Genomic DNA, 13,593 nt, shown 5'->3' with positions numbered 1-13,593 from the left:
AATACAGAAGGAATGTTTTATGAAAGGGAGGCAGAGAGTTTCGGAGCGTTATGACCTGATCGTTTTCGAGAACTTCGAGTACAAGGGCCAGAAGCGTCACAAGGCGCACCGCGTCGGCACCGCCACCATATCGCCCAAGGGCGGCCTAGTGCTCTATATCCCGGCCGGCATTTCCATCACCGGCCGGGTTCTCGTGGTTCCGGAGAAGACGCCCATGAACGAGGTTGATCTCCTCGAAGCCTACCAATCTGCCGCCGACGAGTTCGGCATCTAGATGACTACAGCAGCCGAATCCGCTGGCATTTGCCCGCCGACGGTTCGGCAGTTTTCCAGCCCCGAATTCCGTAATACTGACAGTTCAACTCGGTCGCTGTCGGGCCGCAGCGCCCATAGCACTGATACTGGACGAGGATGTGCGGGGTGCCGGCGACAAGGCTGACCAGCACCAGCCCGGCTATCGTCCAGAAGCGAACACCGAGGCAGGCGTCCAGCCTCTCGGCGATGCTGTACAGCCGCCTTTCCCATTCGGGGGAGCTATCCTTGCGGCCGGGCGAGGTGACGGTGACTTCATAGTCCTTGCGGTCAGTCATGGCGCTTCTCCCGGTAGTTAAGGGTGAAAGATGGCTCGGGGCGCGGATGAGAGCCTTCAACCGGATTCGCCGCTGCCCAGTCACACCAAGGAGCCACCGACCAGAACGGCACCCGCTGCGCCCGTATGGGCGGCAGCGACTGGATAAGCAGGATTTGCTCGCTCTTCCCCATCATGCGAATTTCATCGGCGGTCATGAGGGGCCGCGCCGCTTCGCTGCGGCTTTCGCCGGGGTCGTCGTCTTCCTTGCGGCCAAGATTGATGGAAAGCGTCTTCACCGTCCGCTGGCCGAGCGCGTCCGAAAGCATCTTCGCGAGTCCGTGGTCCTGGACTGCAAAATACTGTTGGACTTCGGCCTGTGAGAGGATGGTGTTGGTTGCCTCGCGCCCATAGACGGCCCGCAGCTGGTCGAGCGACTGGACGATAATCCAGACGCGCACGCCCAGCCCCGGAAGCAGCGTCAGGCTTTCCGACAGGCCCGCGAGCTTGCCCATGTTGGCGAACTCATCGAGCATGAAGAGAACCGGACTATTGCCGGGCTGGCGCGCCACAGCCGCAATAGCCTGCCGCGTCAAAAGGCCAAGCCACGCCCCATGCGTCGCCACCCGGTCCGGCGGGATGACGAGATAGACGCTGACCTTGCCGGTTTTCATTTCAGCGAAGGAGAAGTCCGAGGCCGCGACGCTGTCCGCGAGCCAGCCGGCCGGGTCGAAAATCGACACGGCCTGCGTCGCTCCTTCGATGAAGCTCTGAAAGGTTTCGGGATTCTTTTCGACGGTGCGGGCAATGTCGTCGGCAAGGTCTGCAATGATGCCGCCGAGCGCGTCGGAACCCGCCATCTCCACCAGCGTCGCATCGAGTCGGGTTGCATTCTGAAGCACGCGCCACAGCTCCGGCAGCGTGCAGCGGTCCGGTTGCCGGCGGCTGCAAAAATGCAGCATGAAGGCCCGCAGCAGCTTGCGGCTGCCTTCCCGGAAGAATTTGTTCCGTGCGTCCTCCGGCTCGGGGATGAGCTGAAGCGCGAGCGCCGCTACCTCTTCGGTCAGGCCGCGCCTGGCCGCGTGGTCTTCGTACAGGTCGACGAGATCGGCGAGCGGGTTGAACCGGTGCTGCGGCAGGCCATGAAGGCCCCACGGGTTCAGGATGATCACTTTCTGGCCGAAGGTTTTCCGCCGGTGCCGGGCCGTCACACCGGCCAGCTCGCCCTTAGGGTCGACGACGCAAACGCTTCCCTGCGAATGCAGCAGATTCGGGATGACCGCGTTGATGCCTTTGCCCGACCGGGCCGGGGCCACAACGAGCCCGTGCGCCTTCCCCGTGTGGAACAGCATCATGCCGTTGAGCGCGCCGAGGAACAGTCCGGCCGGATTGGTGAGCCCGGCGCGCTTCGCCTCTTCCGGCGTCATGAACGACGCCGTGCCATAGACGCCGCTTGGCGTCTCGGCCGCACGCCGCTTGCGCTCACGGTCCTGCTCGGCCCGCCGCCGGTCAGCGCCAGCAATCAGCGCAAGGGTGCTGGACGCACCCAGGAACCACTGGCCGGCTTCATTCGGAACGCTCCAAGCACCCCAGGCGCACGCGGCGGCGAGCGCGAACATACTGATTGATGAGCCTTGCGGCTTCTGGTTTGCCATGACCGTTTTTCTTTCCCAGCTCTTGTGCAAAACTGCGTTTGTGTTCTGGAAATAGCCGAAGGGCCGGATGCCCTGCTTGGGCAAAGGCTGGTCAGGTTGCGGGATGGAGACGGCGCAGATCGCGGAAACAAAGAACCGGTTTGACCTTGCGGACCGCGACCGAATCCGCCGCGCGCTGCTGCGCTATATGCAGCAGCGCGGCATCGGCGTGCCGACGCTCCAAGGGGAGATTGCAAAGGCTAACAAGCTCGGCCTTGACCGTGTCCCGCTGAAGACGCTTCAGCGGTTCCTCGGCGACACGCACCGCTCTAACGACGCGCTCGTCCGCTTCTGCGCGCAGTTCATCGCGACGCTGCCGGACAGCGACCCCCTTGCCGATTTCGGCGAGCAGATGGCCGCGTTCCTCGGGGTCTGGCGGGACGGGCACGACTGCCGGCCCGTCCCGCCCGAAATCGCCGGCGCGTATGCCGGACGAGCCCGGCGCGCGCCGGAGCCAGGCGGGGCTATGCGGGTCTACAGGGGCGACGCTGAAGACTGGGTTCCCTTCTCCGCCGTCGCCATCGAGCCGCAGCGCGCGCACCCCTACGCCATCGTCCGGGAGCAGGTCACCAATTGGGACCGCAAGCCGCCCGGCGAGACAGGTCCGGAGGCGGGGCCGCGCCGCGCTTACGAAGGCATCGCCATTCACCCGAACGGCTCGTTCTTCATCGTTCTGCGCAACATCCTGACCGGAACGCCCCGGGTCTACTGGCTCGACTGGGCGGCTGAAGGCCGACTGGGCGGGCATGGCCACGAGTCGCGCGCCGGGCTAGATGAACCGGCCGTCGGAACCAGTCCGCAAAGCAGCACGCTGGTCCTATTCGACCGGCTTCAGGAGGATGCCTGATGGCCGCCCCAAGCCCTCAGCGCGGTCGTGATCACTCCGGCGGCCCTGATCCGAACGGCGCTTTGCTACGTGCCGCTTACGCCGCCGATAGCGCTGCTGTTATCGCATCGCTTGAAGATGGAGCCGATGTGAACGCCGCCGAACCCGTCACCGGGCTCACGGCGCTGCACATCGCGGTCGGCACGAACAACCTGCCTCTCGCGCGCATCCTGATCGAAAATTGGAATGCACCATTCGGCCCAGACGGCAAGGGTCGCTGGCCGAGTGTCATCGCCGCTGAATGCCGGGTCGATGATGGCCTTGCTGATTACATCGTCGAAGCTGAAGCAAGAGCCGTGAGTGCGAAGTGACCAATGTTTGACCAATCGCGCTATCTTCTGTAAACTGCTGGGAAATTTGACGCCGTGCTGTTTCTGAAGGGCGTCGGGAGCGTGTTTTAAGCCGTTCCTAACCTTGTTCCCCTACACTGAAACTTACATCTTCTGTGCGTTGCAAGATGTGCGCGCGGAGAGTCCGCGCTCCATCTTGGCAAGGGGGCTTTAGCCAGCCCCCGTTGCATCCCCCGGCATTGCCCGGCGGGCGGCATCGAGCCTTGCCGTGCAACGCAGCGTATCCCGCTGCACTGGACCAAATGGAGCCTTCGCGCTCCCTCTGGACACCCATCGACCAAGAGGGTGACTTCACCTCTCCCTCTTGGAACACCCATGCACCAGCACACCGTGGCTGGACCCGGCCGGGGATCACGCGTCCCCGGATGCGCGACAGGAGGCGGCCGTGGCGAAGGCCAGCGAGAAGCGACAGCGCGGAATTTCACTGTCTGCCCGGTTCAACGAGCAGGAGCTGGAAGCCGTGCGCCGGGGTGCCGGCGGGACGGGCGTGCCCGTGGCTTCCTTCCTGCGGACTGCTGCGTTGAACGAGGCCGCTGGCCGGCCCGCTCCCGACCGGCAAGATGCTGCCCGCGTCCTAAGCCGGCTCGGCGACATCGCCGATACTCTGCGCGCCATGCAGGCATCCGGCGTCGTGCCGGCGGACGACCCGAACCTCGCGGCGGCATGGCGCGACCTCGCCGAAATGCGAACGGCCTGCCTTCAGGCCCTGGGGATGCGCCCATGATCCTGAAAGGCAACCAGCGCACCGGGGCTGCCGATCTCGCGACACACCTGTCGAACGAGTACGACAACACGCGCGTCGAGATTGCGCAGCTGCGCGGCGTGGTGGCCGACAACTTGCACGGCGCGCTGGCGGAGTTCGCCGGCATAGCCCGCGCGACCCGCTGCAAGCAGCCCCTCTACAGCCTCGCCATCAACCCGGCCGAGCCCCTGAGCCGCGAGCAGTACATGGCCGCCATCGACCATATCGAGGGCAAGTTGGGCCTGACCGGCCAGCCGCGCGCCGTGGTCTTCCACGTGAAGAACGGCCGCGAGCATTGCCACGTCGTCTGGTCCCGCATCGATGTCGAGCAGATGCGCGCCGTCCCCATGAGTCATGACCGCATGAAGCTCCGCACCTGCGCGCGGGAGCTGGCCCATGCCTATGGTCTTCCCCTGCCGGTCGGTCTCGCCGAGGACCGGGGCGACGCGCGGTTCGAGAAGGCCCGCGACGTCTCGTTCGCAGAGAAGGCTATGGCCGAAGCGTCCGGCATCACGCCCGAGCAGCGACGCAGCGCCATCACCAGCCTGTTCCGGGCGTCCGACAGTGCGGAAGCCTTCCGCGCCGGACTGGAACGGGCCGGATACGTCCTAGCGCAGGGCGAGCGTCGCGCCTATGTCGTCGTGGACCGCGCGGGTCATGTTCATGCCCTCGCGCGGCAGATTGACGGCGTGCGCACCAAGGACGTGAAGGCGCGCCTCACGTCCTTGCCGGCAGTGAGCCTGCCGACCGTGGAAGCGGCACGGGCCGAGCAGGCCGACCGCCAGCGGGCGGTCGACGAGCGGCTGCGCGAAAAGGCCCGGCAGCGCGGCGCGAAGTCCGCCGCCGAGCTTGCTGCCAAGCAGGCGGTACGACGCAGGCGCGTCATCGACAGCAGGAGCCAGAAGCTGGCCCTTACGCATGCAAGCGAGCGCATGGCGCTGCATGCGGCGCAGAAGGCGGAGGACGGCCGGCTGTTCAACGTCCTCGCGGGCAAGCTCTTCGAGTTGATGGATCGCGTTCCCGGCCTTCGGTCCGTGGTCGGCCACTTGAGGCGCAACCCGGCGCTCAACCCGGCCGAGCGGCATCGTCTGGAAAACGAGGCGCTGGACCGCCGGCATGAGCGCGAGTGCAAGGGCGTCCACCAGCGCGCAGCTGCGCTCGATATGATCGAGGCGCGCGAGCGGCGGAGCCTTATCCGTGACCTAGTTCGGGAAACCCGCGTTGAGGACCAATTGCGGCTCGCGGAGACCGAGCAGCGCCAACGCGAGGTGCGTGAAACGGGGCTGGAGATCACGGCCAAACGCAGCGATGATGCTATGGGAACAGCCGCAGATGAACGTCGCGCGCGGATGCAAGAGCGGCTTGCGCAGGCTAGACAAAAGCCAATTGGACCTCAGCGCGGCGGACCCGGCTGGGAATAAAGAAACCGGGGAGCGGTATGAGCAGGGATGAGTATGAACCGGAGCGCATCGCTTTACTCGAAGAGCGTAGGCGCGATGAGGCCGAGAGCGAAGTTCCCGATTACCCGAGCCTAGAGAGCCGGTACGGGCCAGGAACGTTCGGCTGTCACGAAGGAGTCCATGTCACGAAGCTGGTCGTGGACCTCATCGAGGACAAACTCGTCAACCACGGCTCAGTGATTTTGAACCCATATTGGTTCTACTGTGTCCGCGAGGCGCAGCAATTGCTTTATGCCGCCTACAGCGCGGTGGGTGGAGAACATCTTGGTGCGCCGCGGCCGGGCGATGCCGGGCTGGAGAAACCGACTACGCAAGAACTCGAAAAGATGTCGACGCCAACCATTCAAGAATCCCCTTTCCCGTGGCCTGATGAGGAAAAGGGCTATCACTTGTTCCCCGCCGCTATGGAAAGCGACAGCCTTGTAGCCTTTCACGGAACAGCGCGGAGCAACCTGGCCGCCATCGTCGCTGAAGGCTTCAAGTTTACCGCGAAGTTGCAATCGCTCTCCTTCGCGAAGGAAAGCTCGTACGCGCTGTCCCACGCGTGCGCCCGGCGTTCAGAGACTTCGCCAGAAGGCTGCGTCATCGCCGTTCGTTTCAGCGCCCCGATACCGAGGTCGAACGTGGCGGTCGAAACATCCGACATCCACGTTTACGACTTGGCGGAGCAGCCTGAGGTGATCGGCTATTGCATCGTGCCAGCGGACTACGTCTGGCGATGAGCTGACAGTTCGACCAAAAATTACAAAGCGCCTACAATGACATAGCGGTGCCCAGTTTCATCCTGTCCGGCGCAGCATTGCCGCAGTTCGCTTGCCGACAACTATTCCTGCTGGAATTGACAGGGCCAATCTTCAGGCCTCGTCAGGCCAGAAGGCAACTCGGTCCGGGCGTCTCCGCAAGCCATGTTGAGCTGCCACTGGGACAGACCCGCCGAATTGGAAAGGTCGACGCCCTCGATACGGGTCAGAAAGAGAAAGGCGCGGTCAAAATCTATCGGCGCGGTGAACGTCGCTCCTCGGAAGTCCGCCCGTGCGAGATTGGCAAACGAGAAGCGGCTGCCGCTGATATCGGCGTTATGGAACTGCGCACGCCCCAATTCTGCCTTTGTGAAATCAACATTGGTCAGATTGGCGTCCTGGAAATTCGAGCGCTGCATTTCCGCGCTCGCAAACACAGCGCCCTGCGCGTCCATACGGCTGAAGTCGGTCCTGTAGGCCTCGATTCTGTCGAACCGGGCGCCTTTGGCGGTCGAGTCGGCCAGGGAAGCACGCACAAGCGTTGCCTTCTCAAGATTTGCCGCAAGGAGATTGCTGTTCCTGAGGTCGGTCGAAGTGAAATCAACACCGAACAGGTTCGCCCCGCTCAGGTCCTGTCCCTCTAGGATGAGAAGCTTCTTGTCACACTCGTGCCAATTGACGCCAGGCGCCGCGGCTGCGCGGCAATTGTCAGCAGCAGCGTCGTTCTGCCAAGCAAACACACTGCACACCGCTAGAACCAAGCCGGATGCGCCGTAAGCTCTGGCTGGCCTCAAAGTCATTGTTGCTGGACCTCTGCTACTCGCCGACACACAACCTTACCACATCTGCTGACACTCGAGCCACGGTGACCACCGCCGTCACAGTTAGCGCATTTCTCATATTCACGCTTTGATGTTGATCAACCGATCAACCCGCGCGTAGGGCGCGATTTGCGAGCGCCTCCCCATATCATCGGCGGTCCAGCAGAGATTCATTTGTCACCGGCCAGGCGCATCATTCTGGAGTCGGACCTATTTGCGCTGACTAACAAGCCCCGTCAGCAAACGAATTCGGTCACAGCACTGTATTGGCGGTATCCCTCTCCCGCCTCTGTCAGTTTTCCCTTGTCAACGCTTCATCGGCGGTAAGGGCGCGCTCGCGCGTTCCGGAGACGATGATCTCCAAGACCTCGTGCTCGTCCGTGCTCCTGATGTAGCGGTCGCCGACGTTCTCGCCGCGCTTCAGCACCATGACGCGGTCGCCCACGGCGAAGATGTCGACCAGGCGGTGCGAGATAATGATCTGGGCGACACCCTGCTTCTTCAGCTCCAGCATGGTTTCGAGCAGGCGCTCGGTTGCCATCACCGAAAGATTCGCGGTCGGCTCGTCGAGGATCACCACGCGCGGCTCGAACGAGATCGCGCGGGCGATCGCCACGGATTGCTGGCGCCCGCCCGACAGGCTCTCGACCTTTTGATAAACGGAGTTCACGTCGACCTTGAGCCGCTTCAGCACTGTGTCGGCTTGCGCGTACATCTTTCGCCGATCGACGAAGAGCCCTCTGAGCGGCCAGCGACCAAGGAAGATGTTCTGGCCGACATCCATATTCCCGCAGAGCGCGAAGTCCTGGTAGATCATCTCGATGCCGGCGTCGCGACTTTCATGCGGGCTCTTGAAGTGAACCGGCTGTCCGGCAACGAAGATTTCCCCAGTGTCGCGTTGATAGGCGCCGGTCAGAATCTTCATGAGTGTCGACTTGCCGGCCGAGTTGTCGCCTACCAGGCCTAGGATCTCACCGGGATAGAGCACGAGGTCGACGTTGCGGAGCGCCTGCACCGCCCCAAAGGCTTTTTCGATGCCACGCATTTCCACGATCGGCTCGGGCGGCGTCCCGTCACGCATGAGTGGTTTCCGGTGTTCGTGCGCCTCTTGCGAGGCGTGCCCGCAGGCGTCCGAAAATGTTGGCCTGACGGACCCAGATGTCAATCAGCACCGCGACGATGAGAATGCCGCCGATGAAGACGTTGATCCAGTGCTGCGGCATGCTGAAGCCCTGGACATTGAGCTGCAGCAGCGCCCGAACCAGGGTGATCACCGCCGCGCCCGCGAGCCCGCCGATGATGGTGCCATGGCCGCCGAAGATCGAACCGCCACCGATGATCACGGAGGCGATGGCGTCGAGCTCACGGAACTGGCCGGCGACCGGGTTGAAGCTGCGGAAGTAGGCGACGTTGATGATCCCGGCCATGGTCGCGCAGAGTGCGGCCAGCATGAGCGCGACGAAGCGGACCCGGTTGGTGTTGATGCCGGCATAGGCGGCGGCGCGGACGTTGCCGCCCGTCGCGTACACCTTCTGCCCGAACGGCGTGTAGGCGAGGACGACGCCGGCGACCAGGGCCACCAGCAGCATCCAGATGGTCTGAACGCTGACCACCTCGGCGACCGTGCGGAGCAGTCCGTCAGGTAGCGCGATGCGATAGTGCAGCAGAATGTCGTTCACCTTGCGGCCAAGAAGGTTGTAGCCCTCGGGCCAGCCGGTCAGTTGTTGGCCGGCAACAAACCAGGCGGCGAGGCCGCGGGCGATATAGAACATGCCAAGCGTGACGATGAAGGCCGGCAGCTTGAATCCGACCGTGACGATGGCGTTGACGAGACCGGCGGCCATTCCCGCGAGCAGCCCCAGCGCGACGGCGGTGAGGGGGTCGGCGCCGAGGACTTTCAGGAAATAAGCCGCGGTGCTGCCGGCAAGCGCAAGCACCGCCCCGACGGAAAGATCGATATCGCCGGCAGCGATGACATAAGTGAGCCCGATCGTGATCAGCGCCAGTTCGGTGTAGTTGAGCAGGATCGCGAAGCTGTTGGACAGGTTCCACCAATAGTCCGGCCTGAGAGCGAAACCTGTCAGCCACAGCACCACCGTCAGGATAATGGCGAGCGCGTCGCGCCGGGCGAGAAATTTGCCGAGCCCAGCCGCCGACAGCGCCATGTCGGTCGCCATCGCGCCCTTGGTCTGCACGCCCTCGATCGCGACGCCGCCGATCTCGTAGGCGGGGGGTGGCGGCCTGCCGCGGAGCCATGCCCAGAGCCGCGCCGCGAGCTGGCGGCGGATGAGATAAGGCTCGATAAGCACCGCGATGACGAGGAGCAGTCCGAGGAAGACCGGCACCGCGCCCACAGGCAGCGAGTAGACCGCGTTGACGGTTATTTCCGCGTCGCCGATCTTGATGATGCGCGTGATCGGCCAGCCCTCGCGCAACACCTTGTCGAGCAGCACCACCAGTAGGGCGCCAAGGCAGGAGCCCGCGACTCGGCCGCGTCCGCCGAGGATGGAGGCGCCGCCGATGATCACGGCGGCAATGACGGTCAGCTCGCCGCTGACGCCATAGAGCGGCGTCACGCCCTTGTCCTGGGTAGCCGACAGCAAACCGGCAAGGGTCGCGCATAGCGAGGAGATCAGGTAAGCTCGGATGCGCACCCAGTTCGTCGGTATGCCGGCATAGGACGCCGCCTGCTCGTTGCCGCCGGTTGCGAAGGTCTCATAGCCCCAACGGGTCTTGGCGAGCACATAGGCGCCGATCAAGGCGACGACGGCGAAGATGACGATCTGGTTGTTGAAGCCGAAGACGTTCGTCTCGCCAATGTCGAAGAACAGCGGATAATCGTTAGCCTTGGCGGGATAGTAGATGGCTTGGCCGTGCGTGAGCGCGAGCACGAAGCCGCGGCCGATGAAAAGCATCGTCAGCGTGGCGATAAACGCCGGCACTTTCAGTATGGTGACGAGCACGCCGTTGACGAGGCCTATCACCGTGCCCAAGAGCGCGCAGAGGATCACCGACGTGACGATGTCGAGATCGAGAAAGCCTGGCGCGAACAGCCTGGCGAAAACCACGGCTATCAGACCATAAGTGGAACCGACCGAGAGATCGAGGTCCTTGTTGACGATGACGAAAGTCATTCCGACCACGATGATGGCAACGCGCGAGGTGTCGCGGAGCAGCGCATGGAACGCTTCGGTTGACCCGAAGAACGCGGGATTGACGAAAGCGCCGCCGAGATAGAGCAACAGCAGCAGCGCGAGCAGCCCCGCCTCCCAGGCGCCGACAATCTGGGACGGCGCACGGCCGAGCGATGTGGTCGCGATAAACGCCATAGGTCTCTTCTGGTCAATTTCCCTGCTGCCGCTGCGGGGGGACCTTGCGCCCTCCCGCAGCGATTTCAGACGTCCGACCGGGACTCAGTTCTCGAACCGTTTGCCGACCTTCTCGACGTCCTCCTGCGTTACGAGCTGGGCGCGTGTGTCGAGATTGGCCGCCGCGATGCCGCGGTCAATCTGCAGATAGAGCTGCATAACCGGCCAGAAGCCTTGCAGGAACGGCTGCTGCCCGAGCGCGCCGGTCAGGTCGCCGCTCTTCAACGCATCCTGCTGAGCCGGGCCGAGGTCGAAGCCGTAGGCGCAGATCTTGCCGGTCTTCCCGGTCTGGGCGACGGCCTTGGCAAGGGCCGGCGTGAACACGTTGTTGCCGGCGAAAGCGCCGACAACATCGCCGCGCGATTCGAATAGCGTGACGATGCCGTTCACCGGATCGTTCGGATTGGTGTCGATGCCGGTGTTCTCCGGACCGGCGTCGACCTTGAAGTTGGCGAGTTTGCCGGCGTCATTCAGCCCCTTGACGATGGCATTGAAAGCGGCGGTCACCCGGTTATTCACCTCGACGTTGCCCATCGCGGTCGAGGACGGTAGCACGATCGTGCCCTTCTCAATGCCCTTGTCGGCCAGGCATTTTACCAGCGCCTCACCGGCGATCGCTGCGGCCGATGCGTCCTGGCCGGTATGGCTGATGCGGCTGCGGTCAAGGAGCGTGCCGTCGAACGAATTGGTCGTGGCGACGGGAATGCCCTTCCCCTCGGCGGCCTTGACGATGTCGTTATAAGCGCCGACCTGCGGCGTCGTCATGATTATGCCGTCGACGGTGGGATCCTGCACGATCTGGTTCAGAATTTCGATCTCGCGGGCGGGATCGTCGGTTGGCGATTCCGAACCAAGCAGCAGGATATTGGCGCCGATCATGTCGCCGGCGACCTTGGCTCCGACATAGACCGGGTCGAAGAAGCCGTTGCCGGCCGTATGCGTCACGATGGCGAAAGTGAGGTGGCCATCGGCCGAATGGAAGTCCTTTGTGCCGGGAGCCTCCTTTGCCGCTTCTTCGAAGCTGTAGCCGCCGACTGCTTTCTCGACGCTGCCGGACTGCGTGAAGGCGTCCGAGACGCCGAACAATAACGCCGCGGCGCATACCGCGAGCGAGAAAATACGCCTCATGATTGCTCCTCCCTTGAAACCAGCGAGGTCGGAAGCCACTCGGGCGAACTTTATCGAAGGGGTCCGAATGCCTCCTCCCACTCGATGATATTCTGCGCAAAGTCGGTCCAGGTAAATAGTGCTCCTCACTTGCACAGACGAATTGGCTCAGAGCGAGAAGCATCGGCGCCGGCGAAAGGTCTCCTATTGCATGCGAGGGCCCGGCCAAGAGTCGGTCGGCTTTGTTCCGGCAAGCAGCAAGCGAAGTCGGAACCAGGCGGATGCCCGTCCTGCGATTCATGCACCGACGGCAATTTTGATCAGGCAATGAGCTGATGCGACCGGCGGTATCCGGCACACGCTTCAAGCACGGCGTGATCGTGCAATCTCTACCAGGACGCGCTTACCTTGATAGCCAGATGAGCTTAGAATTGGTCCTCCAGGCGGCTCGTCAGAAGCCGCCGGCGAAGAGGCTTTATGGAGGGAGGAAACCATGACGCCGATCGATCCCAACATGTCGCGTAGCTGGCATAGGTCAGTGCTCGGCGCGGCCGTGCTCGGCATGGGTGTGCTGCTGACGGGAACCAGCGCAGGCGCTGGCTCTGTGGACAAGACCCCATTCGGGAACACGCAGGACGGCAAAGCCATCGATCTGTACACGCTCACCAACGACAGGGGCGCGTCGGTCAAGTTCATCGCCTATGGCGGTATCATCACGGCGATCAATGTGCCCGACCGCTGGGGCAAGCTCGACAACGTTGTGCTCGGCTTCAAGGAACTCGCCGATTACGAATCCATGAACCCCTATTTCGGCGCCTTGATCGGGCGCTACGGCAATCGCATCGGCGGCGCCAAGTTCACGCTCGACGGCACGCAATATCAACTCGCCGCCAATAACGGGCCCAACAGCCTGCATGGTGGTACGAAAGGCTTCGACAAGGTCGTCTGGGCGGTCGAGCCGCTGAGCAGCGTCAGCGGCGCCGCAGCACAGCTCAACTACACGAGCAAGGATGGCGAAGAAGGCTATCCCGGCACGCTCACGGTCCAGGTCGTCTATAGCCTCACCAACGACAACGAGTTGCGCATCGACTACGAGGCGACGACAGACAAACCAACCGTGGTTAATCTCACGAGTCATTCCTACTTCAATCTCGCCGGCGACGGCACGGGTGGGATCGACGATCACATCCTCACCATCAACGCCGACCGCTACACGCCGGTCGATGCGACCTTGATCCCGACCGGGCAGCTCGCCTCCGTGACCGGCACGCCGTTCGACTTCCGCCAGGGGGCGCCGATCGGCGCACGCATCCGCTCGAACGATCCACAGATGGTCTATGGCCGCGGATACGATCACAACTTCGTGCTGAACCGGTCGGGGAGTGGGCTTTCGCTCGCCGCGCGAGTCTACGAGCCGCGCTCGGGCCGGATCATGGAGATCTCGACCACCGAGCCCGGGGTCCAGTTCTACAGCGGCAACTTCCTCGATTCGACGCTCGTCGGCGCGGCCGGTCAGCAATATCGCCAGACCGACGGCTTCTGCCTTGAGACGCAGCACTTTCCGGATTCGCCGAACAAGCCGTCATTTCCGACGACGGTGCTGAAACCGGGCGAAACGCTGAAGTCGACTACGATACACAAATTCTCCACCGACGCGTCCTAGCGCTGCAGCTGCGTTCTTCTGGTTGCTGAATCGATGGGTCGCCATGATTCTGAGATCATGAATGACGGGCGTTCGATCGAGGTAGCCCCCGGAGCTCTGGGTGTCGTCGCTGTGGGGAGGCAAGGCAGCGGATCCGGAGACTTAGCTTGCTTGCTGGCGCCATGTCCCCGGCGGAACACGCAGCATCTCTGCGG

The 13,593-nt window shown here is 63.2% G+C and carries 13 protein-coding genes; 7 read left to right on the top strand and 6 right to left on the bottom strand.

The genetic code is table 11. The features are described from left to right. The first annotated feature begins 19 nt into the window (after positions 1-19). Complete coding sequence (locus tag JG739_RS09085; RefSeq protein ID WP_202366174.1) at positions 20-274, top strand: hypothetical protein; 255 nt, start codon at positions 20-22, stop codon at positions 272-274. 4 nt (positions 275-278) lie between these two features. Here JG739_RS09085 and JG739_RS09080 read toward each other — a convergent pair whose 3' ends face one another. Further along, positions 279-590 carry a hypothetical protein gene (locus JG739_RS09080; RefSeq protein ID WP_202366173.1) on the bottom strand — a complete coding sequence of 104 codons (312 nt, stop codon included), beginning with the start codon at positions 588-590 and terminating at the stop codon, positions 279-281. Beyond that, on the bottom strand, positions 583-2,307 hold the full coding sequence (locus JG739_RS09075; RefSeq protein WP_202366172.1) for a type IV secretory system conjugative DNA transfer family protein: 1,725 nt from the start codon (positions 2,305-2,307) through the stop codon (positions 583-585). Before JG739_RS09075 ends, JG739_RS09080 begins: the two co-directional genes overlap by 8 nt. Between JG739_RS09075 and JG739_RS09070 the strand changes: the two genes are divergently transcribed. From JG739_RS09070 to JG739_RS09050, 5 genes are all read left to right on the top strand, one after another. Further along, a complete protein-coding gene (locus tag JG739_RS09070) occupies positions 2,300-3,109 on the top strand; it encodes a hypothetical protein (protein WP_202366171.1) in 810 nt (269 codons plus the stop codon). The genes JG739_RS09075 and JG739_RS09070 overlap by 8 nt on opposite strands. Further along, complete coding sequence (locus tag JG739_RS09065) at positions 3,109-3,459, top strand: ankyrin repeat domain-containing protein (protein ID WP_202366170.1); 351 nt, start codon at positions 3,109-3,111, stop codon at positions 3,457-3,459. The genes JG739_RS09070 and JG739_RS09065 overlap by 1 nt, the downstream gene beginning before the upstream one ends. A gap of 424 nt (positions 3,460-3,883) precedes the next feature. Continuing rightward, positions 3,884-4,222 (top strand): hypothetical protein, encoded by a 339-nt coding sequence (locus JG739_RS09060; protein WP_202366169.1) that lies wholly within the window; start codon positions 3,884-3,886, stop codon positions 4,220-4,222. Continuing rightward, a complete protein-coding gene (locus JG739_RS09055; RefSeq protein ID WP_202366168.1) occupies positions 4,219-5,661 on the top strand; it encodes a relaxase/mobilization nuclease domain-containing protein in 1,443 nt (480 codons plus the stop codon). Before JG739_RS09060 ends, JG739_RS09055 begins: the two co-directional genes overlap by 4 nt. 17 nt (positions 5,662-5,678) lie before the next feature. Further along, the gene (locus tag JG739_RS09050; RefSeq protein WP_202366167.1) at positions 5,679-6,422 is read left to right on the top strand and encodes a hypothetical protein; all 744 of its coding nucleotides are present in this window, start codon (positions 5,679-5,681) and stop codon (positions 6,420-6,422) included. Between the two features lie 101 nt (positions 6,423-6,523). Here the strand turns inward: JG739_RS09050 and JG739_RS09045 are convergent, their stop codons facing one another. From JG739_RS09045 to JG739_RS09030, 4 genes are all read right to left on the bottom strand, one after another. Next, positions 6,524-7,240, bottom strand: a complete 717-nt coding sequence (locus JG739_RS09045; protein ID WP_202367387.1) for a pentapeptide repeat-containing protein — start codon at positions 7,238-7,240, stop codon at positions 6,524-6,526. Positions 7,241-7,553: 313 nt separating this feature from the next. Continuing rightward, positions 7,554-8,342, bottom strand: a complete 789-nt coding sequence (locus tag JG739_RS09040; RefSeq protein ID WP_202366166.1) for an ATP-binding cassette domain-containing protein — start codon at positions 8,340-8,342, stop codon at positions 7,554-7,556. Then, positions 8,335-10,590 carry an ABC transporter permease gene (locus tag JG739_RS09035; protein ID WP_202366165.1) on the bottom strand — a complete coding sequence of 752 codons (2,256 nt, stop codon included), beginning with the start codon at positions 10,588-10,590 and terminating at the stop codon, positions 8,335-8,337. The genes JG739_RS09040 and JG739_RS09035 overlap by 8 nt, the downstream gene beginning before the upstream one ends. An 84-nt stretch (positions 10,591-10,674) precedes the next feature. Next, complete coding sequence (locus JG739_RS09030; RefSeq protein WP_202366164.1) at positions 10,675-11,757, bottom strand: substrate-binding domain-containing protein; 1,083 nt, start codon at positions 11,755-11,757, stop codon at positions 10,675-10,677. Positions 11,758-12,229: 472 nt separating this feature from the next. Between JG739_RS09030 and JG739_RS09025 the strand changes: the two genes are divergently transcribed. Next, positions 12,230-13,399 (top strand): aldose epimerase family protein, encoded by a 1,170-nt coding sequence (locus JG739_RS09025; protein WP_342216439.1) that lies wholly within the window; start codon positions 12,230-12,232, stop codon positions 13,397-13,399. Positions 13,400-13,593: the final 194 nt, after the last annotated feature.

Source organism: Mesorhizobium sp. L-2-11, assembly GCF_016756595.1.
Taxonomy (GTDB): domain Bacteria; phylum Pseudomonadota; class Alphaproteobacteria; order Rhizobiales; family Rhizobiaceae; genus Mesorhizobium.
This window is presented reverse-complemented; position numbering and strand designations above follow the sequence as displayed.

What these genes read in the sequence shown, in the direction of transcription:
- JG739_RS09055 (WP_202366168.1), top strand. Translation starts at nt 4,219, where the DNA reads ATGATCCTGAAAGGCAACCAGCGCACCGGGGCTGCCGATCTCGCGACA.
- JG739_RS09080 (WP_202366173.1), bottom strand. Translation starts at nt 590, where the DNA reads ATGACTGACCGCAAGGACTATGAAGTCACCGTCACCTCGCCCGGCCGC.
- JG739_RS09040 (WP_202366166.1), bottom strand. Translation starts at nt 8,342, where the DNA reads ATGCGTGACGGGACGCCGCCCGAGCCGATCGTGGAAATGCGTGGCATC.
- JG739_RS09065 (WP_202366170.1), top strand. Translation starts at nt 3,109, where the DNA reads ATGGCCGCCCCAAGCCCTCAGCGCGGTCGTGATCACTCCGGCGGCCCT.
- JG739_RS09085 (WP_202366174.1), top strand. Translation starts at nt 20, where the DNA reads ATGAAAGGGAGGCAGAGAGTTTCGGAGCGTTATGACCTGATCGTTTTC.
- JG739_RS09035 (WP_202366165.1), bottom strand. Translation starts at nt 10,590, where the DNA reads ATGGCGTTTATCGCGACCACATCGCTCGGCCGTGCGCCGTCCCAGATT.
- JG739_RS09045 (WP_202367387.1), bottom strand. Translation starts at nt 7,240, where the DNA reads ATGACTTTGAGGCCAGCCAGAGCTTACGGCGCATCCGGCTTGGTTCTA.
- JG739_RS09030 (WP_202366164.1), bottom strand. Translation starts at nt 11,757, where the DNA reads ATGAGGCGTATTTTCTCGCTCGCGGTATGCGCCGCGGCGTTATTGTTC.
- JG739_RS09050 (WP_202366167.1), top strand. Translation starts at nt 5,679, where the DNA reads ATGAGCAGGGATGAGTATGAACCGGAGCGCATCGCTTTACTCGAAGAG.
- JG739_RS09025 (WP_342216439.1), top strand. Translation starts at nt 12,230, where the DNA reads ATGACGCCGATCGATCCCAACATGTCGCGTAGCTGGCATAGGTCAGTG.